This is a genomic window from Kitasatospora sp. NPDC092948 (assembly GCF_044754805.1).
In the GTDB taxonomy this organism is placed as follows: Bacteria; Actinomycetota; Actinomycetes; order Streptomycetales; family Streptomycetaceae; genus Kitasatospora.
In genome coordinates this window covers 44,366-65,012 of record NZ_JBIVPU010000014.1, presented here as the reverse complement: position 1 = coordinate 65,012, position 20,647 = coordinate 44,366, and the positions used below count along the sequence as shown (strand labels likewise).

The following is a 20,647-nucleotide window of genomic DNA, read 5'->3' as shown; positions in this document are numbered from 1 at the left end:
CGGCTCGGGTACTGGTGGTCGTTCTGCTTGACGCAGGAAATCCAGTCCTCGCCCGGCCTTTTGATACTCCCTGCCGGCAACCGCTTTCCTGCCGATCCGGTCGTACTCGGAATTCCCTCGGCCCACCTTCGGCCCTCGCGGGTGAATACCACTCACCCGAGGGCGTTTACTCGGAACGGCCAGAAGTCCGCCCCCGCGCCGCCGGCTCGAATCGTCGACGCGGGGGCGGCCGGCGAACCGTCCGGACCGCGCTCAGGCCCTGGTCAGCGCCTCTATGCTGTGCCCGTCCGGGTCCTTCAGGTAGACGCCCCGGCCGCCGTTCCAGTGGTTGATCCGGCCGGGCTCCCGGGCGAACGGGTCGGCCCAGTACGTCAGTCCGCGGGCCTCGATCCGGCCGAAGATCGCGTCGAACTCGTCCTCGGAGACCAGGAAGGCGTAGTGCTGCGAGGTGATCGGGCCGTCCGCGGTCATCACGTCGAGCGTCACGCGGTTGCCCAACTGCACGGTGAGGAAGGGCTCGTGGAGTTCGGCCCGGGGCAGGCCGAGCAGGTCGGTGAGGAAGTCGGCGGTGACCCGGCGGTCCCGGGCGGCCACGATGGTGTGGTTGAGCTCGATGGGCATGGGGCACGGCCTCTCGTTCCGGAGCGGGGTGGTCTCACGCACCTCGACCGTAGAACTTCAAGCGCGCTTCAGGTCAAGAGCCGCCGACCTGCGATGCCCCCGACCGCGCGAGCCTGCGGCGCTCCCCCGGCCGCGCGGGCCGGGGGAGCGCCCGCCGGTCACATCCCGTTCTTGCGGATCGCGGTGTAGCCGGAGAGGTTCGACATCGGCACCTCGTGCGAGACGCAGCCCTTGCTGCCGGAGTCCTCCAGGATGATCGCCTTGGTGTGCGCGGCGTCCGCCCAACCGCCGAACAGCACCACGTGCTGGTTCATGTCGCCGCTGGTGTGGTGGATCACCAGCGCGTCGCCGGGCATCAGCTCGCTCTTGTTGATGTGGTGCGCGATGCCCGAGCTCTCGCTGATCAGCGGGCCGGTGGTGGTGCCGCCGCCGGCGGTGGACAGGCCCCAGGCCGCCGAGACGAAGCCGGAGCAGTCGACCCGGTAGCCGTTGGTGACGGCGCCCTGGCTGTAGCCGAGCTTGCGCTCGACCCGCTCCATCGCCCGCTCGACCATCGCCTTGCGCTCGTCGGAGACGCCGTCCAGGTGCGGCCGGTCCAGCACGCCGGCGCCGCCGCCGTTGCGCGGGTGCCACTTGTGGGTGGGCGACCAGTCGTCCCAGCCCTTGCCGTTGACCATCGTGGTCTGCCAGTCGCCGGCGGACCGGTCCTTGATCTTCGGGCCGTCGTGCAGGCCGCCCGGGCGGGTGGAGATCCCGGAGCCGTCGTTGCCGCTGCTGTCGCCGCCGCCGGCGCCCGGGGACTTCGGCTGCGGCGCGTGGCTGCCACCGCCACCGCCCGCACCGCCGCCATGGCCGCCACCGCTGTCGCCGCCGGCGCCCGGCGACTTGGGCTGCTCCGGGTGGCTCCCGCCACCACCGCTGCCGCCGCCTCCGCCGTGGCCGACCCCGTCGATGCCGGTGCTGGTGCCCGGCGACTTGGGCGGCGGCGCGGCGCCGCCGTGCGGCTTCTCGACGATGCCGGCGATGGCCTTCTCGGCGTCGCGGTACCGCGCGATCGTCTTCCCGATCTTCGCGGCGTCCTCGCCGAGCTCGTGGGTGAGCTTCTCCTTGGTCTTCACCAGCGCGTCGGCCTTGCGCTTGATGTCGTCGACGTCCCGCTTCACCTCGGCGAGCACCGGTCCCGCCCCGACGACCCCCAGGATGAAGCCGGAGAACACATCGGTGGCCGCCGCCTTCGTGACCGTGGCCCGGATGTGCTCGACCTGCTTGCCCATCTCCGCCATGCGCTGGTTCAGCTGCTCGAAGTCCCGCATGATCTTCACGAGTTCGTCCGGCCGGAACCCGAACTGATTCCCCGTCATCGCACTCGTCCCCCCTCGTCGACCCCACGGCCCCCCTGGCCGGTCGCCCCAAGACTATTTCAAGTTCATCCCAAGAAATGGGTCGGGCCCGGCCGGAGGTGGTCGACCTCCGGCCGGGCCCGGCCAGGTGAGCGGGGTGTCAGTCGACGCCGTTGCGGCGGTACGGCTGGTACGCGGAACCGCCGTGGAAGTACGGGTACGGAATCTCCCGGGAGACCATGCCCGCGTCGCCGCTGTCCTCGATGCCGATGTAGCGGGTGTGGGCGGCGTCCACCCAGCCGCCGAACAGCACCGTGTGCCCGTTGGAGATCATCGCGTCCCCGGGCTGCAGGTCGTTCTTGCCGATGTGGTGCGACACGTTGCTCTTCATCAGCTCGGTGCAGACCATGCCCGGGCCGGGCAGGCCCCAGGCGCAGGACACCAGGCCGGAGCAGTCGACCCGGTAGCCGTTGGTGACGGCGCCCTGGCTGTAGCCGAGCTTGTGCTCGGCGCGCTCCAGGGCGCGCTCCACGATGGCTGTGCGCTCCGGCGACAGGCCCTCCAGCTTGGGCCTGGCCTTCACGCCGAGGCCCTCGCCATTGCGCTTGTGGCGGTGGTCGGACCAGGAGTCCCAGCCGCTGCCGTTGATGATCTTGGTGTTCCAGTCGCCGGTCGACCGGTCCTTGAGCTTCGGCCCGTCGTGCTTGCCGCCCGGACCGCCGGCCACGGTGCCGGTCCCGCCCCCGGTGCTGTCGGTACCGGTGCTGGTCTTCGGCGACTTCGGCTGCGGCTTCTGGCTCCCGCCGCCACCGCCCCCGCCGCCCGAGCCGCCGCCGTGGCCGCCGCCGTCGGTCTGGGTGTTCGGCGACTTCGGCTGCTCGTGGCCTCCCCCACCACCGCCGCCACCGCCCCCGCCGCTCGAACCGCCGCCGTCGCCGACACTGTCGATCTTGGTGTTCGGCGACTGCGGCTGCGGCTTGTCCTCGCCCCTGGGCTTGTTCATGTCGTCGGCGATCTGCTTCTCGATCGCCGCGTACTTGGCGATGAGCTGCTTGATCTTCGCGGCGTCCTGGGCCAGCTCCTTGGTGAGCGTCTCCTTGGTCTTCATCAACGCGTCGGCCCGGTGGCTGATGTCGTTGACGTCCTTCTGGACCTCCGCCAGCACCGCGCCGGCGCCGAGGACCCCCAGGATCCCGCCGGAGAACACGTCGGTGGCGGCCGCCTTGGCGACCGTCGCCCGGATGTTCCCGACCTGCTGGGTCATCGCCGCCATGCGCTGGTTGAGCTGCTCGAAGTCGCGCTGGATCTTCAGCAGCTCCTCCGGGTGGAAGCCGAACATGCTCCCCGTCATCGAAGGACGCCCCCTCGGTCCGCGGCCGCGGCCGGGCCCGGAACGATCTTCACCGTCCGGCCCCGTCTCACATCACGCTCGCGAGGCGCTTCACCGAGTCACCGAGCTGGTTGAGCTCGTCCGCGACCCCGTTCAGCTCCCGCACCCGGCCCTGGGCGTGCGCCGTGAACGCGTCCGCCGCCGCGCCGTGCCAGGTCATGTGCGACAGCAGCGAGCTGACGTCCCCGCCGAGCTGTTCGACCTCCTTGGCCATCTGGGCCAGCTCCTGCGCGATCTTGTTGAGCTCGGCGTCGGCGTCCCCGAACATCTTGCTCAACGCCCAGTGCGCGATCTCGGCAGGCGCCATGACGAGGTCCTTGCCCACCTCGACCACGTCCCCGACCACGTGGACCGCGTCCTTGGCAAGGTGCCCCAAACCGTCCAGCAGACCCATCAGAACTCCCCCTGTTCCCCGTAAAAAGCGTTCCCCCCAGGCTAGTCAGTCGCGCGTTCGAGGGAAACGGGTGGGGACCGGCCGATGCCCGCAGGGCGTTCTGGCGGGTGTTTCGCGGTCCGCCCGCCGCGCCTGTGACACTGGAAGCGCTCGAAAAACCGAGGTGCGCCCCGGCCCCGAAATTTTGCAACCTAGAGGGATGCCCGCAGTGAGTTCTCCCGTAGCCCCGCAGCCCGCCCCCACGCTCGCGGAGCTGGCCGCCCGGCTGCCCGGTCTGATGCTGCGCGACGCGCAGCGCCTGGGCCGCCGCCTGGAGGGCACCCGCAAGGTCCGTTCGGCCGAGGCCCGGCAGAAGATCCTGGCCGAACTGGCCGCCGACTTCGACCGTTCCGAACTGCGGGTGACCGACCGTCGGGCGGCGGTTCCGGAAATCCGCTACCCGCAGGAACTGCCGGTGGCGCAGAAGAAGGACGACATCCTGGCCGCCGTCCGCGACCACCAGGTGGTGATCGTGGCGGGCGAGACCGGCTCCGGCAAGACCACCCAGATCCCGAAGATCTGTCTGGAGCTGGGCCGCGGCGTGCAGGGCCTGATCGGCCACACCCAGCCGCGCCGGATCGCCGCACGAACGGTCGCCGAGCGCGTCGCCGAGGAGCTGAACACCCCGCTCGGCGAGGCCGTCGGCTGGAAGGTCCGGTTCACCGACCAGGCCGGCCAGGACACCCTGGTGAAGCTGATGACGGACGGCATCCTGCTGGCCGAGATCCAGACCGACCGGGATCTGCGCCAGTACGACACCCTGATCATCGACGAGGCGCACGAGCGCAGCCTGAACATCGACTTCCTGCTCGGCTACCTCAAACAGCTGCTCCCCCGCCGCCCCGACCTCAAGGTGATCATCACCTCGGCCACCATCGACCCCGAACGCTTCGCCGAGCACTTCGACGACGCCCCGATCATCGAGGTCTCCGGCCGGACCTACCCGGTCGAGGTCCGCTACCGGCCGATCCTCGACGACGACGCCGACGAGGAGGAGCTGGACCGCGACCGCGACCAGATCCAGGGCATCTGCGACGCCGTCGAGGAGCTCCAGGCCGAGGGGCCGGGCGACATCCTGGTGTTCCTCTCCGGCGAGCGCGAGATCCGCGACACCGCGGACGCGCTGACCAAGCTCAAGCTGAGGTCCACCGAGATCCTCCCGCTCTACGCCCGGCTCTCCTCCGCCGAGCAGCACCGGGTCTTCCAACGCTCCTCGCAGCGCCGGGTGGTGCTCGCCACCAACGTCGCCGAGACCTCGCTGACCGTCCCCGGCATCAAGTACGTGATCGACCCGGGCACCGCCCGAATCTCCCGCTACAGCCACCGCACCAAGGTCCAGCGCCTGCCGATCGAGGCGATCAGCCAGGCCAGCGCCAACCAGCGCAAGGGCCGCTGCGGCCGCACCTCGGACGGCATCTGCATCCGCCTGTACTCGGAGGAGGACTTCCTCTCCCGCCCCGAGTTCACCGACGCGGAGATCCTGCGCACCAACCTCGCCTCCGTCATCCTGCAGATGACCGCGGCGGGCCTCGGCGACATCGCCGCCTTCCCGTTCCTCGACCCGCCGGACTCCCGCAACATCAAGGACGGCGTCAACCTGCTGCACGAGCTGGGCGCCATCGACCCGGCCGAGAAGGACCACCGCAAGCGCCTGACCCCGCTGGGCCGCAAGCTCGCCCAGCTCCCGGTCGACCCGCGGATGGCCCGCATGGTGCTGGAGGCCGACCGCCTCGGCTGCGTCCGCGACGTGATGGTGATCGCCTCCGCGCTGTCCATCCAGGACCCACGCGAACGCCCCGCCGAGAAGCGCCAGGCCGCCGACGAACGGCACCGCCGCTTCCACTCGGAGACCTCCGACTTCCTGTCCTACCTGGCGATGTGGCGCTACGTCAGGGAGCAGCAGAAGGAGCTGTCCTCGTCCGCGTTCCGCCGGATGTGCAAGTCCGAGTTCCTCAACTACCTGCGGATACGGGAGTGGCAGGACGTCTACGTCCAGCTGCGCACCATCGCCAAGCAACTCGGCGTCACCATCGACGAGCCGCACGACGATGCCGAGCCGGACGCCGACCGGATCCACCAGGCGCTGCTCACCGGCCTGCTCTCCCACCTCGGCCTGTTCGACGTGGAGAAGCGCGAGTACGCGGGCGCCCGCGGCGCCCGGTTCGCGGTCTTCCCGGGGTCGGGGCTGTTCAAGAAGCCGCCGCGCTGGGTGATGTCCGCCGAGCTGGTGGAGACCTCCCGGCTGTGGGCCCGGATCAACGCGAAGATCGAGCCGGAGTGGGTGGAGCCGCTCGCCCCGCACCTGATCAAGCGCAGCTACAGCGAGCCGCACTGGGAGAAGAAGGCCGGCGCGGTGCTGGCCTTCGAGAAGGTCACCCTGTACGGCCTGCCGATCGTCGCCCAGCGCAAGATCAATTACGGCCGCATCGAGCCCGAGCTGTGCCGCGAACTGTTCATCCGCTCCGCCCTGGTGGAGGGCGACTGGGAGACCCACCACCGGTTCTTCGCGGAGAACCGCAAGCTGCTCGACGAGGTCGAGGAGCTGGAGAACCGCGCCCGCCGCCGGGACATCCTGGTCGACGACCAGACCCTGTTCGACTTCTACGACGCCCGCCTGCCCGAGGACATCGTCTCCGCCCGGCACTTCGACGCCTGGTGGAAGAAGACCCGCCACGACCAGCCCGACCTGCTCAACTTCGAGAAGTCGATGCTGATCAACGACTCGGCGGACGGCGTCACCGAGGCCGACTACCCGGACGTCTGGCACCAGGGCAAGCTGCGCTTCCCGCTCACCTACCAGTTCGAGCCGGGCAGCGACGCGGACGGCGTGACGGTGCACATCCCGCTCGCGGTGCTCAACCAGGTGGTGGCGGACGGCTTCGACTGGCAGATCCCCGGCCTGCGCGAGGAGCTGGTCACGGCCTGGATCCGTTCGCTGCCGAAGGCGACCCGCCGCAACTTCGTGCCCGCCCCGGACTACGCCCGGGCCGCGATGCGCGAGCTGACGGACCGCCAGGAGCCCCTGCTGCCGACCCTGGAGCGGGTGCTGCACCGGATGTCGGGCCTGCCGATCCCGCCGGAGGCCTGGGACGAGGAGCGGATCCCCGACCACCTGAAGGTCACCTTCCGGGTGGTGGACGGCAAGCGGAAGCTCGCCGAGTCCAAGGACCTGGAGGAGCTGCGCCGGAGCCTGCGGCCGAAGCTGTCCGCGACGCTGTCCAGCGCCGCGTCCGGCCGCGGCATCGAACGCACCGGCCTGACCGCCTGGCCCACCGACCTGCCGACCCTGCAGCGCACCTTCGAGCAGCGCACCCGCGGCCACTCGCTGCGCGCCTACCCGGCGCTGGTGGACGAGGGCGCCAGTGTCGGCATCAAGCTGTTCGACACCCCCGAGGCCCAGCAGCGCGCGATGTGGGCGGGCACCCGCCGGCTGCTCATGCTGCAGATCAACTCGCCCGCCAAGTCGATCCAGGGCCGGCTGGGCAACCAGGCGAAGCTGGCGCTGTCGTACAACCCGCACGGCTCGATCCCGGCGCTGTTCGAGGACATCGTGGCGGCGGCCACCGACCGGCTGATGGCCCGCGCGGGCGGCGTGGTCTGGGACTTGGAGGCGTTCACGGCGCTGTACGACCAGGTCCGCGCCGACCTGTACGAGCTGTCCGCGGACACCACGCTGAAGACCGCGGCGGCGCTGATCGCCTTCCACAAGGCGTCGAACCGGTTGAAGTCGGTCTCCAGCCCGGTGCTGCTGTCCGCGGTGAACGACGTCCGGCTGCACCTGGCGTCGCTGGTGCACCCGGGCTTCGTCGCCGACACCGGCTGGCAGCGCCTGGGCGACCTGAAGCGCTACCTGATCGCGGTGGACCGCCGCCTGGAGGCGCTGCCCGACCATCCGCAGCGCGATCTGCAGAACCTGCTGAAGGTGCAGGCGGTGCAGCAGGCGTACGGCGAGCTGCTGGCGAGGGTGCCGGACGGCCGGGAGCCGTCGGCGGAGATCAAGGCGGTGCGCTGGATGATCGAGGAGCTCCGGGTGAGCTTCTTCGCGCAGGGCCTGGGCACGCCGACGCCGGTGTCGGAGAAGCGCATCCTGAAGGCGATGGAGGCTGCTGCGGCGACCCTCTGAGGCCGGCCGGGAGCCGGTTCGACCTGGGGGGTCGTCATGCAGTACGATCTGTCTTGTTCGCAAGCGAGAGCAAGCGGGCAAGGATCAGATCACTGGTCCCGTGGAGCAGTTGGTTAGCTCGCCACCCTGTCAAGGTGGAGGTCGCGGGTTCAAGTCCCGTCGGGATCGCAGGAGCGTAGGGCCCGGAACTTCGAGTTCCGGGCCCTATCGCATTTCCCGGGCGCGGGCAAGGCGACGACGCTGTGAGCACCGTCACTGACGCCCCCTCAGAAGACGACTTCCGGGGCATCTCCGCAAAGGCCCCTGATTTAATATGTAAAATTGTACTGGCATTCCCAGGAATTCCCCCCTCCACCACTCACCCCACGGGAATCCCGCATTCCGGGGCCGGACATGCCGAAGGGCCGCACCCCCGACCCGGCGGAGTCGGAGAGGCGGCCCTCAGGACCTACGAGCACATTCCCGACCCGGCGGAGTCGGGGAGTGGGCCCGGCGGAAGAACTGGATGTCAGACCTCGGTGCGCTGGGCCGGAATACCGGCCAGCAGGGCGCGCACCTCCGCCTCGCGGTAACGGCGGTGGCCGCCGAGGGTCCGAATGGACGTGAGCTTGCCGGCCTTGGCCCAGCGGGTCACCGTCTTGGGGTCCACGCGGAACATGGTGGCGACCTCTGCCGGTGTCAGCAGGGGCTCGGCGTCAGGGGTACGAGCGGTCATGAGCGGCCTCCTCGGGAGAACCGAACCAGGGCGGTTCTATCCTTCAAATTCTGCACCTTGACCCGCGATGCCCGAAATGGCACAGACGGGCCGAGTCGGTTATAGGACGAACGGCTTGTCCTGGTGTCTACAACTACACCATCCGTCCAGCCCTATCGGCCAAACCGCCAAAATTGACCCCTCACGGGTTCAAGGGCGACGGATGGCCATGGACCACCCCATAGCGGACAGTCACGCACCGGTGACGTCCGGTCACGGTGCGGCACGCCTGAGTGAGCTTGGGCTGGTTGTCCCATTTTGACACATAGGTCTGAGTTGGCGTCAACGGTGAGTAGTGTCACGTTTCTCAGCTATTGACCCGATCTGGGACCATGGTCCCAAAAACCCTCCCAATGGTATGGACCATCCTCTCCTGCCGCACTGGCATTCGACCAGGGGGCATTTTCTGACACCTCTTCAGTCCCCCTGAGCCTCCCCCGTCCCGGCACCGATCAAGCTCAGGAGGAGTACCGCAGCGCCAGCACTCGCCGCCAGCGCGCCGACAGGGCCTCGTAGTGGCGCAGCGCCCCCGCCTGATCGCCGGCCCGCAGGGCGGCCAGGCCGTCCGCGAGTTCGCCCACCGAGCGCTCCTCGGCCACCGCCTGCGGGCCGAGCAGGTGCACCAGGCCCCCGTAGTCGAGCTCCACCACGGACCGCGGATGGAACTCCTCCAGCCAGCGCCCGATCTCCTCCACGCCGTCGGCGAGGGCCACCCCCGCCGCCCTCTCGCGCAGCACCCGGTAGGCCCGGGCGATCCGGCGGCGGGCCTGCACCATCGGCGTCAGATAGAACAGCGCGGCGGGTTCCGGCCGTTCACCGTCCCCGGCGGAGCCGTACTCGCCGGCCGGCAGGTGGTGGCGGTCCTCCTCGCCGAACGCGGGGAACCAAGCCAGCGGCACCTCCCAGCGGCTGGAGCGGATCCACGGCCGGGCGTCGGGGTGGTCCTGCTGCCACTGCGTCCGGGAGTCCTCGGCAGCGGCCCGCAGGGCCGGCGGCAGCACGGTGTCCACCAGGTGCGCGGGAAGCGTCCGGCGCAGCTCCTGCAGGGCCAGCCAGCCCCTCAGCCGGGTCGTCCAGGGGCAGATGTAGGTGACGCCGTCCGCGACCCGCACGTAGGCGTGCCCGTCCTCCTGGTCGGGCAGCGGACGGGGCGTCAGGGCCGCCAGCGAGGCCAGGGCGGCGCGCTGTTCGGCCAGCGCGGCACCGGTCACCGGCCGGCCCGGCCCGTCGGCGTCGGGGCCGTGTGCGGCGGCGTAGGCCTGCCAGCGGCCCCGGTCCGGTTCGGGGTAGGCGGCCAGCGGCTCGTAGACCCGCAACTGCGCGGTGTACGGCGGGAGCACGGAGGTACGCGGGGCAGTCACGCTCCGCATGTTCGCATGCGCCTCAGGGACGCGTCAGGGTGTCGCGGAGACGGCTTCGATCGTTATAGCTCGGGGCCCGCCCAGGGGCAGATTCGAAGGCAGCCCCGGAGCTAGGCTTCGACCAGACGCCCGCACCACCGTCGCGGGCCATCATTGCTGGAGTCACCACCGTGACCGACGTACACACCACGCACCCCGCACACGGCGTGCTGGGCCGAGTCTTCGGCACCGGCCAGGAGGGCGACGGGCACGAGCAGGTCGTGCTCTGCCACGACCGTTCCACCGGCCTCAAGGCGATCATCGCCGTCCACTCGACGGCCCTCGGCCCGGCCCTCGGCGGCACCCGGTTCTTCCCGTACGCGAGCGAGGAGGAGGCGCTGACCGACGCGCTGAACCTCTCCCGCGGAATGAGCTACAAGAACGCCCTCGCCGGGCTCGACCTCGGCGGCGGCAAGGCCGTGATCATCGGCGACCCGAACAAGGACAAGAACGAGGCGATGCTGCGCGCCTACGGGCGCTTCGTGCAGTCCCTGCGCGGCCGTTACATCACCGCCTGCGACGTGGGCACCTACGTGCAGGACATGGACGTGATCGCCCGGGAGACCGAGTTCGTCACCGGCCGCTCGCCCGAGCACGGCGGCGCCGGCGACTCCTCCGTCCTCACCTCCTTCGGCGTCTTCCAGGGCATGCGCGCCTCCGCCCAGGCCCGCTGGGGCCAGCCCACCCTGCGCGGCAAGCGGGTCGGTGTGGCGGGTGTCGGCAAGGTCGGCCACTACCTGGTCGGCCACCTGGTCGCGGACGGCGCCACCGTGGTCGTCACCGATGTCTCCGAGGCCGCCGTGAACCGGGTCCGGGCCGCCCATCCGGAGGTCGAGGTGGTGGCCGACACCGCCGCCCTGCTCGCCTCCGACCTGGACGTGTACGCCCCGTGCGCGCTCGGCGGCGCGCTCACCGACGACACGGTGGGGGCGCTCGGCGCGGCCGGCACCTCGATCGTCTGCGGCGCGGCCAACAACCAGCTCGCCCACCCGGGCGTGGAGAAGGACCTGGCCGACCGCGGCATCCTGTACGCGCCCGACTACCTGGTGAACTCCGGTGGCGTGATCCAGGTCGCCGACGAGATCGACGGCTTCAACTTCGACCGGGCGAAGAACAAGGCGACGAAGATCTTCGACACCACGCTGGAGATCTTCACCCGGGCCGCCGCCGACGGCATCCCGCCGGCGGTCGCCGCCGACCGGCTCGCCGAGAAGCGGATGCGGGAGATCAGCGCGCTGCGCTCGGTCCTGCTGCCGGCCGCCCGCCGGAGCTGACCGCGACATCGTGATGCGCGGGGCCGGCGCCGCCCGGCCCCGCGCATCACGATGTGGAACCGGATTCTCAGTCAGTCCCCCGAACGGGCGATACCGCGCCTCCTTCGGGGGATAATCTCTGCAGGAACGACGGGACCGGCATCGCGCCGGACAGCCTGCAAAAGCCCCGAAATTCCCCTCTGACCTGGGAAGACCTGGTTCGAGGGGGCTTGGGTGCGCGCCACGTCACACCGGCGACGTACCGTCCGGCGGCGGAAACAGGTACCGTTAATGCTCCAAGGGACGGTTTCCCACTTCGGGCAGGCCGGACCTGATCATCAACACGTGTCAGACTCGGGGCCGTGAGCCCCACCGTTGAGGGGGTCGACCCATGGGGCGCGGCCGGGCCAAGGCCAAGCAGACGAAGGTCGCCCGCGAGCTGAAGTACAACAGCGGCGGGTTCGACGCTAACCGTCTGTCTCACGAGCTGGGTGTATCTCCGTCGACCGCGATCGAGCCTGAGCCGATCGAGGACGACGACGAGGACGACCCCTACGCGGCGTACGCGGACAGGTACAACGACGACGATGACGACGACGAGGACACCCCTCCGGCTCGTCGCCGCGCGTAACGTTCTTCGACCGGACCGGTCCGGCGCTCCCTGTGGGCGCCGGGCCGGTTTTCGGCGTACCTGATCGCGACTCGCCCGGGCGGACGGCCCTACGGGACCTGATCGCGGCCCGCCCGGGACGGACGGCCGTACGAGAAAGGCCCCGCCGGTGGCGGGGCCCTTCAGCGTGTCCGGATCAGAACGCCTCGTAGGCGTTGTACAGCGCCGCGCCGCCGTCGTGCTCGGCGTCACGGTCGACCACGTCGCCGAGCAGCCACGCCTCGACGCCGCGGTCCTCCAGCACCGACAGCACCACGTCGACCGACTCCGGCGGGACGACGGCGACCATGCCGACGCCCATGTTGAGGGTCTTCTCGATCTCCAGGGTCTGCATCGCGCCGACCTTGGCGACGGTCTGGAACACCGGCAGCGGGGTCCAGGTGCCGCGGTCCAGGCGGGCGTGCAGGTGGTCCGGGATCACCCGGGCCAGGTTGGCGGCCAGGCCGCCGCCGGTGACGTGCGAGAAGGCGTGGATCTCGGTGGCGCGGGTGAGCGCCAGGCAGTCCAGGGAGTAGATCCGGGTCGGCTCCAGCAGCTCCTCGCCGAGGGTGCGGCCGAACTCCTCGACCTTGCGGTCGAGCTTCCAGCCGGCCTGGTTCAGCAGCACGTGCCGGACCAGCGAGTAGCCGTTGGAGTGCAGACCGGACGCGGCCATCGCGATCACCACGTCGCCGGCCCGGACCCGGTCCGCGCCGAGCAGCGCGTCGGCCTCGACCACGCCGGTGCCGGCGCCCGCCACGTCGTACTCGTCCGGGCCCAGCAGGCCCGGGTGCTCGGCGGTCTCGCCGCCGATCAGCGCGCAGCCGGCCAGCGTGCAGCCCTCGGCGATGCCCTTGACGATGGCCGCGACCCGCTCCGGGACGACCTTGCCGACGCAGATGTAGTCGGTCATGAACAGCGGCTCGGCGCCGCACACCACCAGGTCGTCGACGACCATGCCGACCAGGTCGTGGCCGATGGTGTCGTGCTTGTCCATGGCCTGGGCGATGGCCACCTTGGTGCCCACGCCGTCGGTGGCGGAGGCCAGCAACGGGCGCTCGTAGCGCTTGAAGGCGGAGGCGTCGAACAGTCCGGCGAAGCCGCCCAGACCGCCCAGAACCTCGGGACGGTTGGTCTTCTTCACCCACTGCTTCATCAGCTCGACGGCACGGTCGCCGGCCTCGATGTCGACACCCGCGGCGGCGTAGGTCGCCCCGGTCTCGTTGCTGGTCACCTGGTGTGGCCCTTTCGAAGTGGTGGTGCTGCCTCCCCCGGCCTGGGCCGGGATGGGGTGCCCCCGGCCCGTGCCGGGGGCGGTGCGCGCCGTCAGGGGCGTCGCAGCGCGTCCGCCGCGCCCGCGCCACCCAGCAGCGACTGCACGCCGTCGAGGTCGCTGGTCTGCTTGCCGCGGACCGGCGGCTGCTGCTTGGCCTGGCCGCCGGCGATCTCCGCCTCCAGCAGCAGCTTGCCGAGCAGTGCCGGGTCCGGCAGCTCCATCGGGTACTCGCCGTCGAAGCAGGCCCGGCAGAGCTTGTCCTTGGGCTGCTTGGTGGCCTCGATCATCCCGTCGATGGAGATGTAGGCCAGCGAGTCGGCGCCCAGCGAGCGGCCGATCTCGTCGACCGACAGGCCGTTGGCGATCAGCTCGGCGCGGGTGGCGAAGTCGATGCCGAAGAAGCACGGCCACTTCACCGGCGGCGAGGAGATCCGGATGTGGACCTCGGCCGCACCGGCCTCGCGGAGCATCCGGACCAGCGCGCGCTGGGTGTTGCCGCGGACGATCGAGTCGTCCACGACCACCAGGCGCTTGCCCCGGATGACTTCCTTGAGCGGGTTGAGCTTCAGCCGGATGCCCAGCTGGCGGATGGTCTGGTTGGGCTGGATGAAGGTACGGCCGACGTAGGCGTTCTTCACCAGGCCGGAGCCGAACGGGATCCCGCTGGCCTCGGCGTAGCCGATCGCGGCGGGCGTGCCGGACTCGGGAGTCGCTATCACCAGGTCGGCGTCGGCCGGGGCCTCGGCGGCCAGCTTGCGGCCCATCTCCACCCGGGAGAGGTGCACGTTGCGGCCGGCGATCGAGGTGTCCGGGCGGGCCAGGTACACGTACTCGAAGACGCAGCCCTTGGGCTTGGCCTCGGCGAAGCGCGAGGAGCGCATGCCGTTCTCGTCGATGGCGATCAGCTCGCCGGGCTCCACCTCGCGAATGAAGCTGGCGCCGACGATGTCGAGGGCGGAGGTCTCGGAGGCGACCACCCAGCCGCGCTCGATCCGGCCCAGCACCAGCGGGCGGATGCCCTGCGGGTCGCGGGCGGCGTAGAGCGTGTGCTCGTCCATGAAGACCAGCGAGAAGGCGCCCTTGACGTCGGGCAGCACCTTCTGCGCCGCCTCTTCGACGGTCAGTTCGGGGTGGCCCGCCAGCAGGGCGGTCAGCAGGTCGGTGTCGTTGGTCGCGGCGGTCCGCCCGGAGCGGGAGACGTGCTCCTCGCCGGGCAGTTCGGCGACCCTCGCCGCGAGTTCGGCGGTGTTGACCAGGTTTCCGTTGTGGCCGAGGGCCAGCGAACCGTTGGCGGTCGCCCGGAAGGTCGGCTGGGCGTTCTCCCAGACCGAGGACCCGGTGGTCGAGTAGCGGGCATGTCCGACGGCGATATGCCCGTGCAGCGACCCCAGGGAGGTCTCGTCGAAGACCTGGGACACGAGTCCCATGTCCTTGAAGACGAGAATCTGGGAGCCGTTGCTCACTGCGATGCCCGCGGATTCCTGTCCGCGGTGCTGCAGGGCATAGAGGCCGAAGTACGTGAGCTTTGCGACCTCCTCGCCGGGAGCCCAGACACCGAAGACGCCGCAAGCGTCCTGGGGGCCTTTCTCGCCGGGAAGAAGATCGTGGTTGAGTCGTCCGTCACCACGTGGCACGTCTCCGAGTCTAGGGCAGATGGGGGGAACGCCCTGATGGCAGCCTCGCGGTACGCGCGTAGACCCCACCCCTTACCAGTTTTTCGGCCCGCCCGCGACCGGCTTCACGCCCTTGTCATCAGGCCTTCGCACGGCGGACGGGCGGCCCGGACGGCCCGGCGCTGTGAGCCTGCTCACCCGGCGGGCAGCAGCAGCCGCCAGGAGTCCGGACGGACCGTCCAGGTGCGGTTGCGGACCGGGCCGACCGGGCAGCCGTCGGCCTCGTAGCCGAAGCCGCGACCGGCCACGGTGAGCCGGCCGGCCCGCAGGCGGTGCGGGCTGCCGTCCAGGTCGAGGGCGAGTTCCATGGCGTCGCCGACCATGGCGACCCGCAGGTGGCGGACCCGCTGGTGGACGTCGGCCAGCAGCCGGCCGTCGACCTCGATGCGCAGTTCCTCGGATCCGGAGGGGCTCGCCTGCTCGGCCGCAGCCAGTTTCGCCCATAGCGAACGCCAGCCACCCGTTCGGCCCTGCCTCGGGCCGGTGAAACGGACCTCGGAGAGCACCACTCCGCCGCCGTCGTCGAGCAGCAGTCCGAGCCGCCGGGCGCTGCCCGCCAGCACCGTCCGGGCGGCCGCGACCGGCTCGGCCGGCACCCCCAGCAACCGGGCGGTCGCGGTGGCCACCGGACCCCCGACCGGGACCAGGCCGACCGGGTCGGCGTCCAGCTCCCGATGCCGGTGCAGGGCCTGCAACACCCGCTGCAGCGCCTGGTCGGAGCCGATCACCACGGCGCGCCTGCGACCCCGGTGCGCGAGCACCCGGTCCAGCTCGGACGGGCTCTCCGGAAGGGTGACCTTCACGTCGGCCCCGCCGCGCAGCACATCCTTGGCGATCCGCACCGATTCGCCGTCCGCCTGCCTGGCCGACGGGTCCAGCACCACCAGGAGCGGCCCGGCCCCCTCGGCGTCCGGGGGGCGGGATACGGGCGTGGACAGCGACGACACGACCGGTCCTTCCTCAGGTAATCTCTCGGTGCAAGAGCCCCTTGCGCCATTGCGCCAGGGGCTTCGTCCATCTCGGGGCAGACTGCGGTCTTCGCAGGATGCCCCAACCGGAAGGGGTGTACGCCTGTGCCGGCACTCGTGCTCGTTGGTGCCCAGTGGGGAGACGAGGGCAAGGGGAAGGCCACCGACCTGCTCGGAGGCTCCGTCGACTACGTCGTCCGCTACCAGGGCGGCAACAACGCCGGTCACACGGTGGTCATCGGCGACCAGAAGTACGCCCTCCACCTGCTGCCTTCCGGCATCCTCAGCCCGAACGTGGTGCCGGTGATCGGCAACGGCGTGGTGATCGACCCGGGTGTGCTGCTCTCCGAGCTGCAGGGTCTGAACGACCGCGACATCGACACCTCCAAGCTGCTGATCTCGGGCAACGCCCACCTGATCACCCCGTACCACCGGACGCTGGACAAGGTCACCGAGCGCTTCCTCGGCAAGCGCCGGATCGGCACCACCGGCCGCGGCATCGGCCCGGCCTACGCCGACAAGATCAACCGCGTGGGCATCCGGGTCCAGGACCTGTTCGACGAGTCGATCCTGCGCCAGAAGATCGAGGCGGCGCTGCACGACAAGAACCAGCTCCTGGTCAAGCTCTACAACCGCCGCGCGATCCCGGCCGACCTGGTGCTCGAGGAGTACCTGGGCTACGCCGACAAGATCAAGCCGTACCTGGCGGACACCACGCTGGTCCTGGACGAGGCGCTGAAGGCCGGCAAGGTCGTGCTGCTGGAGGGCGGCCAGGGCACCCTGCTGGACGTGGACCACGGCACGTACCCGTTCGTCACCTCGTCGAACCCGACCTCGGGCGGCGCCTGCACCGGCTCCGGCATCGGTCCCACCAAGATCGACCGGGTGATCGGCATCCTGAAGGCCTACACCACCCGCGTCGGCTCGGGCCCGTTCCCGACCGAGCTGCTGGACGCGGACGGCGAGGCGCTGCGGCGGATCGGCGGCGAGCGCGGTGTGACCACCGGCCGCGACCGGCGCTGCGGCTGGTTCGACGCGGTCGTCGCCCGCTACGCGACCCGGGTCAACGGCCTGACCGACTTCTTCCTGACCAAGCTGGACGTGCTGACCGGCTGGGAGCAGATCCCGGTCTGCGTGGCGTACGAGATCGACGGCCGCCGGGTCGAGGAACTCCCGTACAACCAGACCGACTTCCACCACGCGAAGCCGATCTACGAGAACCTGCCGGGCTGGAGCGAGGACATCTCGAAGGCGAAGACCTTCGGTGACCTGCCGAAGAACGCGCAGGCGTACGTGAAGGCGCTGGAGGAGATGTCGGGCGCGCCGATCTCGGCGATCGGCGTCGGTCCGGGCCGGACCGAGACCATCCAGATCAACTCCTTCCTGTAGGACGGGGCTTCGGGCCCGGCACCCCTGTCACGGGGGTGCCGGGCCTTCTGCATGGGCCGAGAGTTTTGCACTAATACAGATATCACTTGCGCCTAGTGCAAAGCTGCGCCTACGGTGTGGATCATGACTGCGAAGCTGCCCGCCCCCGTTGTCCTGACCGGCCGCCACATCCGGCTGGAGCCGCTGACCCGTGCCCACGTGCCCGACCTGTTCGCCGCCGGCGGCGGGGACGAGGAGGTGTGGCGCTGGGTGCCCGTGCCGATGCCGCGCACCCTGGAGGAGATGGCACAGGTGATCGACGCCCGGCTGGCGGACCCGCACTGCGAGCCGTACGCGGTGATCTCGCTCGCCGACGGCCGGGCGATCGGGGTGAGCTGCTACTTCGAGGCCGGCGCGGCCGAGGAGCAGGTGGAGATCGGCGGCACCTGGTACGCGCGCTCCGCGTGGCGGACGGCGGTGAACACCGAGGCGAAGCTGCTGCTGCTCACGCACGCCTTCGAGGACCTCGGCATGGGCCGGGTCAGCTGGCGCACCGACATCCGCAACGAGCGCTCGCAGAACGCGATCCGGCGGCTCGGAGCCTCCTACGAGGGCACCTTCCGGCGCAACAAGCAGCGCGTGGACGGCAGTTGGCGGGACACCGTGTTCTTCTCGATGCTGGCCGACGAGTGGCCCGCCGCGAAGGCCCGGCTGGCCGGGCGGCTGGCCGCGGGCTGACCGGGCGTCAGCGGCCGGTGCGGCTCCTCGCCGGCCGGCGGTTCGCCCGGCCCGCCGGGCCGTCCGCCGGCCGGCCCCGTGCCGGGGGACGGCACAGCACAGCGCACGGGGCTGGCGGCGGCGCGGGGCGCCCTTCAGTCGTTGTGCTCGACCAGCCGGTCCAGGCAGACCGCCACGGCGATCATCAGCGGGATGTCGACGCCGTCCTCGATGTGCACGCCGTACGCGTCACGGATGCTGAACCACTTGCGGGAGACCTCGCCGATCCGGTGCCCGTCGTGCTTGACGGTGTACTCCTTGTCGATCAGGTCGCCGTGCACCTCCCACTCGCCGCCGTCCTCCAGCTCCACGTGGTACTTGTCGTGGAACGGGGTGAACAGCTTCTTGCGGACGGTGGCGACCGCGTGCCCGTCGGCGTTCTCGATCTTCATCGCGTCGCGGACGGTCAGCACCTTCTCCCGGACGGTGGCGACCTTGTGGCCGGCGGTGTCCTGCAGCACGAAGGTGTCGCGGATCCGCAGCACCTTGCCGTCCACCAGGAAGCACTTCTCGCCGTGCTCGTCCTCGACCCAGTAGTCGTCGCCGATCGCGAACAGGCGCTCCTTGACCACGAACTTCCGACCACTCATGAAACGCTCCCTCGTCACGTGCCGGCCCGCCGTCGGGCGGCCCTCGACATGCTGCCAGCCGGCGTTACGTCAGGTCCCACAACAGGCGGTAGTACGCGAGACGTTCGTCGTCCGGGGTGACGCCGTAGGCCTCCAGCAGGGGACGCTCCCAGCCCGGGCCGTAGTTCCACACCGTGCTCCAGCTCGCCACCGCGAGGTCGGCCCAGCGGTCGGCCACCCCGAGCGTGCCGAGGTCGACGTGGCCGCTGGGGCGGCCGTCGTCGCCGATCAGGGTGTTGGGGGCGCAGGCGTCGCCGTGGCAGACCACCGCGACGTCCACCGGCGGCGGGTCGGCGAGGATCGCCAACGCCCGGTCCACGGTGCCGTGGTGGCGCAGGTCCGGGTGCCAGTCGGCCGGGTCGCGGCGCAGGGCGACGGCGCGGGCGATCCGGCCGGGGGCGGACCAGTCGTACGGGCAGTCGGCGGCCGGCAGCGCCTCGTGGAAGGCGCGCAGGCCCTCGCCGATGGCGCGGACGGTGCGCGCCGGGGTCTTTCGCGGCTCCGGGTCGACGGCGGAGCGGCCGGGCAGGCCCGCCGTGAGCAGCCAGCGCCCCGTCTCGTCGCCGCCGAGCCCGAGCACCTCGGGCACGGCGGTGAACTCCCCTGCCCAGCACAGGCGTTCGGCCTCCGCGTCGAGATCGGCCCCGCTGCCGGCGGGCGCCCACTTCACGAACCGGCGGTCCGGGCCGTCGCCCAGACGGAACGTCACCCCGCCGAGCTCGTTGCGCCACACCGGCGTCGGCGGGACGCCGCCGGCCAGTTCGGCGATCGCGGGCGGGACGACGACGTTCTCCTCGGAGGCGATGGCGCTCATCGGACCAGTCTCGCGCACCGTCCGGCGAACCCTCCTGCGGTTTTCCGTCCCGGGCCGACCTCGCGGACGCACAACGATCCGCCGCAGCCCCTCCCCACCGACCGGTCCGGGGCGCTAGCTTCTGCTCGCATGGAGATCGGCGAACTGATCGGGACCGGCCGCACCGCGGACGTCTGGGCACTGAAGGACGGGCGGGTGCTGCGCCGCTACCGGGACGGGCTGAGCGCCGACGGCGAGGCCGAGGTGATGACGCACCTCGCCGAGCACGGCTACCCGGTGCCCGCGGTGTGGGCCGCCGAACGGCCCGAGGACCTGATCATGGAGCGGCTGGGCGGCCCCACCATGCTGGACTCGCTGCTCGCCGGGACGATCAGCCCCGCCGCGGCCGGCGAACTGCTCGCCGAGCTGCTGCGCCGGCTGCACGAGATCCCGCCGCGGGCCGCCGCCCGGGCCGGCGACCGGATGCTCCACCTCGACCTGCACCCCGACAACGTGCTGCTCACCGCGCACGGACCGGTGGTCATCGACTGGTCCACCGCCGCCGAGGGCGAGCCCGGCCTCGACAACGCGATGAGCGCCGTCATCCTCGCCCAGGCCCTCCACGACCGGCCCGACGCGGCCCACGCCGTCCTGGCCCCGCTGCTGCGCGGCCTGCCGCCCCTCACCGACCGCCACCTCGCCCAGGCCCACGCCCGCCGCGCCGCCAACCCGACCCTGTCCGCCGAGGAGGTCGCCCGCCTCGACGACGCCCTCGCCCTGATCCGCGCCTGCGCTCCGCGCTGACGGGCGACCGGCTCCCCGAGCAGCCCGGTGAGGAACTCCAGCCGGGCGGTCGCCGGGCCGTGCCTGCGGGCCTCGTCGAGCGCGGCCCGGGCCTCCGCGGCCCGGCCGGCGCGGTGGAAGGCCAGGGCCGGCGTCGCGTACGCCATGGTGCGGCGCAGCGGCGCGCTGCCGGCCTTCGCGGCGGCGCGCGCCTCGTCGACGGCCGGGCCCGGCCGGCCCTCGGCGAGCTCGTGCAGTACGGCCAGGTCGCTGCCCACGCGGTACGCCCGCGGGGCGCGGCGCACGGCGCGGTACAGGGCCACCTTGACGCGGGTGTGCCCCGAGGTCTCGACGAGCCGCCCGATGTCCACCGGGTCGTCGGTGAGAATCGGCGCGTCGAGCAGTTCGATCGACGCC

Annotated in this window: 17 protein-coding genes and 1 tRNA gene; 7 read left to right on the top strand and 11 right to left on the bottom strand. The window is 71.1% G+C overall.

The features are described 5' to 3' along the window. Positions 1–252: 252 nt before the first annotated feature. The 4 genes from ACIQF6_RS30125 to ACIQF6_RS30110 all read right to left on the bottom strand — a co-directional run bounded on the left by ACIQF6_RS30125 (position 253) and on the right by ACIQF6_RS30110 (position 3,745). Positions 253–621 (bottom strand): VOC family protein, encoded by a 369-nt coding sequence (locus tag ACIQF6_RS30125; protein ID WP_400900608.1) that lies wholly within the window; start codon positions 619–621, stop codon positions 253–255. Positions 622–779: 158 nt separating this feature from the next. Next, positions 780–1,982, bottom strand: coding sequence for a hypothetical protein (locus ACIQF6_RS30120; RefSeq protein ID WP_400900606.1), 1,203 nt, complete (start codon positions 1,980–1,982; stop codon positions 780–782). Positions 1,983–2,121: 139 nt separating this feature from the next. Further along, a complete protein-coding gene (locus ACIQF6_RS30115) occupies positions 2,122–3,312 on the bottom strand; it encodes a hypothetical protein (RefSeq protein ID WP_400900604.1) in 1,191 nt (396 codons plus the stop codon). Between the two features lie 67 nt (positions 3,313–3,379). After that, positions 3,380–3,745: a hypothetical protein gene (locus tag ACIQF6_RS30110; protein ID WP_400900602.1), complete on the bottom strand. Its 366-nt coding sequence runs from the start codon at positions 3,743–3,745 to the stop codon at positions 3,380–3,382. Between the two features lie 199 nt (positions 3,746–3,944). On the opposite strand from ACIQF6_RS30110, the gene hrpA reads away from it, so the two are divergent. Together hrpA and ACIQF6_RS30100 are read left to right on the top strand one after the other, a co-directional pair. After that, positions 3,945–7,907 carry an ATP-dependent RNA helicase HrpA gene (gene hrpA, locus ACIQF6_RS30105; protein WP_400900600.1) on the top strand — a complete coding sequence of 1,321 codons (3,963 nt, stop codon included), beginning with the start codon at positions 3,945–3,947 and terminating at the stop codon, positions 7,905–7,907. A gap of 94 nt (positions 7,908–8,001) precedes the next feature. Continuing rightward, positions 8,002–8,075 (top strand) — tRNA-Asp (locus ACIQF6_RS30100). 340 nt (positions 8,076–8,415) lie between these two features. On the opposite strand, the gene bldC is transcribed toward ACIQF6_RS30100, so the two are convergent. Together bldC and ACIQF6_RS30090 are read right to left on the bottom strand one after the other, a co-directional pair. After that, on the bottom strand, positions 8,416–8,622 hold the full coding sequence (bldC, locus tag ACIQF6_RS30095) for a developmental transcriptional regulator BldC (RefSeq protein WP_030459248.1): 207 nt from the start codon (positions 8,620–8,622) through the stop codon (positions 8,416–8,418). A gap of 497 nt (positions 8,623–9,119) precedes the next feature. Then, entirely contained in the window at positions 9,120–10,022 is a 903-nt protein-coding gene (locus ACIQF6_RS30090) for a hypothetical protein (protein ID WP_400900598.1), read from the bottom strand. Positions 10,023–10,192: 170 nt separating this feature from the next. Between ACIQF6_RS30090 and ACIQF6_RS30085 the strand changes: the two genes are divergently transcribed. Together ACIQF6_RS30085 and ACIQF6_RS30080 are read left to right on the top strand one after the other, a co-directional pair. Continuing rightward, entirely contained in the window at positions 10,193–11,335 is a 1,143-nt protein-coding gene (locus tag ACIQF6_RS30085; protein WP_400900596.1) for a Glu/Leu/Phe/Val dehydrogenase dimerization domain-containing protein, read from the top strand. Between the two features lie 370 nt (positions 11,336–11,705). Further along, positions 11,706–11,945 (top strand): DUF3073 domain-containing protein, encoded by a 240-nt coding sequence (locus ACIQF6_RS30080; RefSeq protein WP_033217334.1) that lies wholly within the window; start codon positions 11,706–11,708, stop codon positions 11,943–11,945. 175 nt (positions 11,946–12,120) lie between these two features. Here ACIQF6_RS30080 and purM read toward each other — a convergent pair whose 3' ends face one another. From purM to ACIQF6_RS30065, 3 genes are all read right to left on the bottom strand, one after another. Next, positions 12,121–13,197, bottom strand: coding sequence for a phosphoribosylformylglycinamidine cyclo-ligase (gene purM / locus ACIQF6_RS30075; protein WP_400900594.1), 1,077 nt, complete (start codon positions 13,195–13,197; stop codon positions 12,121–12,123). Positions 13,198–13,289: 92 nt separating this feature from the next. After that, positions 13,290–14,873, bottom strand: coding sequence for an amidophosphoribosyltransferase (gene purF, locus ACIQF6_RS30070; RefSeq protein ID WP_400900590.1), 1,584 nt, complete (start codon positions 14,871–14,873; stop codon positions 13,290–13,292). Between the two features lie 173 nt (positions 14,874–15,046). Next, the gene (locus ACIQF6_RS30065) at positions 15,047–15,859 is read right to left on the bottom strand and encodes a diacylglycerol kinase (RefSeq protein ID WP_400900588.1); all 813 of its coding nucleotides are present in this window, start codon (positions 15,857–15,859) and stop codon (positions 15,047–15,049) included. A gap of 126 nt (positions 15,860–15,985) precedes the next feature. Here ACIQF6_RS30065 and ACIQF6_RS30060 point away from each other — a divergent pair, with 126 nt between their 5' ends. Next, positions 15,986–17,269, top strand: a complete 1,284-nt coding sequence (locus ACIQF6_RS30060) for an adenylosuccinate synthase (RefSeq protein ID WP_400900586.1) — start codon at positions 15,986–15,988, stop codon at positions 17,267–17,269. 123 nt (positions 17,270–17,392) lie between these two features. Next, complete coding sequence (locus tag ACIQF6_RS30055) at positions 17,393–17,986, top strand: GNAT family N-acetyltransferase (RefSeq protein ID WP_400900584.1); 594 nt, start codon at positions 17,393–17,395, stop codon at positions 17,984–17,986. A 134-nt stretch (positions 17,987–18,120) separates the two neighbouring features. Here ACIQF6_RS30055 and ACIQF6_RS30050 read toward each other — a convergent pair whose 3' ends face one another. Continuing rightward, complete coding sequence (locus ACIQF6_RS30050; protein ID WP_400900582.1) at positions 18,121–18,615, bottom strand: LURP-one-related/scramblase family protein; 495 nt, start codon at positions 18,613–18,615, stop codon at positions 18,121–18,123. Positions 18,616–18,679: 64 nt separating this feature from the next. Continuing rightward, positions 18,680–19,468 carry an aminoglycoside 3'-phosphotransferase gene (locus tag ACIQF6_RS30045; protein WP_400900580.1) on the bottom strand — a complete coding sequence of 263 codons (789 nt, stop codon included), beginning with the start codon at positions 19,466–19,468 and terminating at the stop codon, positions 18,680–18,682. A gap of 129 nt (positions 19,469–19,597) precedes the next feature. On the opposite strand from ACIQF6_RS30045, the gene ACIQF6_RS30040 reads away from it, so the two are divergent. Further along, positions 19,598–20,251 carry a phosphotransferase gene (locus ACIQF6_RS30040; RefSeq protein ID WP_400900578.1) on the top strand — a complete coding sequence of 218 codons (654 nt, stop codon included), beginning with the start codon at positions 19,598–19,600 and terminating at the stop codon, positions 20,249–20,251. Positions 20,252–20,647: the final 396 nt, after the last annotated feature.